The sequence below is a fragment of the Bradyrhizobium rifense genome (assembly GCF_008123425.1).
In the GTDB taxonomy this organism is placed as follows: Bacteria; Pseudomonadota; Alphaproteobacteria; order Rhizobiales; family Xanthobacteraceae; genus Bradyrhizobium; species Bradyrhizobium rifense.
The window spans coordinates 1-970 of record NZ_VSSS01000003.1 but is presented as its reverse complement, the minus strand read 5'-3'; the positions used below and the strand labels follow the sequence as shown (position 1 = coordinate 970).

The 970-nt window shown below is 61.0% G+C and carries 1 protein-coding gene; it reads left to right on the top strand.

The window, feature by feature from the left end; translation table 11 throughout:
- Window positions 1-64: 64 nt before the first annotated feature.
- Window positions 65-970 (top strand): ISL3 family transposase (locus FXB40_RS01200; RefSeq protein WP_148770348.1); only part of this gene is annotated, 906 nt, incomplete at its 3' end.

The window sequence follows — 970 nt, the reverse complement described above, 5'->3', positions numbered from 1 at the left end:
GGCTCTGACTCATTTCTGATGAAGTTGGCCGGCGACTGTGGTTCTTCAACGGAGAATCGGCGCCATGCGGACAGGCTTTCGAATTTCATCGCTAGTACCGAGTGGTTTGGCGTTTGATGGCGTAAGTGATTCAGAGGATTCGGTTATTCTGGCTGTTCGGTCAGAGGCTGCGGAGGCCCAGTGCCCTTTGTGCGCGACAGCGTCGCGCAGAATCCATAGCCGTTACATCCGGCACGTGGCCGATTTGCCATCAGCGGGCAGAAAGGTGCGCCTCCGATTGCTCACGCGGCGCTTCACATGTGAGGTGCCGCATTGCCGCCGGCGGATCTTCGCGGAGCGGTTCGGAGAAGACATCGTCCCGCTTCGACGGCGCCGGACGGCACGGCTGGAATACATCGTCCATCACTTGGGGTTGGCGCTCGGCGGCCGGCCGGCGGCAAGCTTTGCCAAGCGGCTCATGCTGCCTGTCAGCAACGATACCTTGCTGCGGGTGGTCCGCCGGCGGACGGCGATGCCGACAGATCCATTGCTTGTCGTGGGCATCGATGACTGGGCGTTCCGGAGAAACCATCGATACGGGACGATCGTGTGCGATTTGGAGCGTCGGCGGATCGTTACCCTGCTGCCCGACAGGGAAACTGCGACCGTTCGGGCGTGGCTATCGAAGCACCCAGCGATCAACATTGTGTCGCGAGATCGCGGTGGTGGATACGGCGAGGCAGCAGCCAAGGCGCTGCCGAACGCCATCCAAGTCGCCGACCGCTGGCATCTGATGGAAAATGCGAGCGCGGCCTTCCTTGATGCGGTGCGCCGCTCCATGAACAGAATCCGAACCGCAATCGGAGCGACGACGATCAATCCAGAACTGCTGACCTGTGCGGAAAAGCTGCGCTATCAGGGCTATCTGCGGCGCCAGGACAGCCATGCCGCAATTGCGGCTCTCGTCAGCGACTGTCTCTTATACACATCT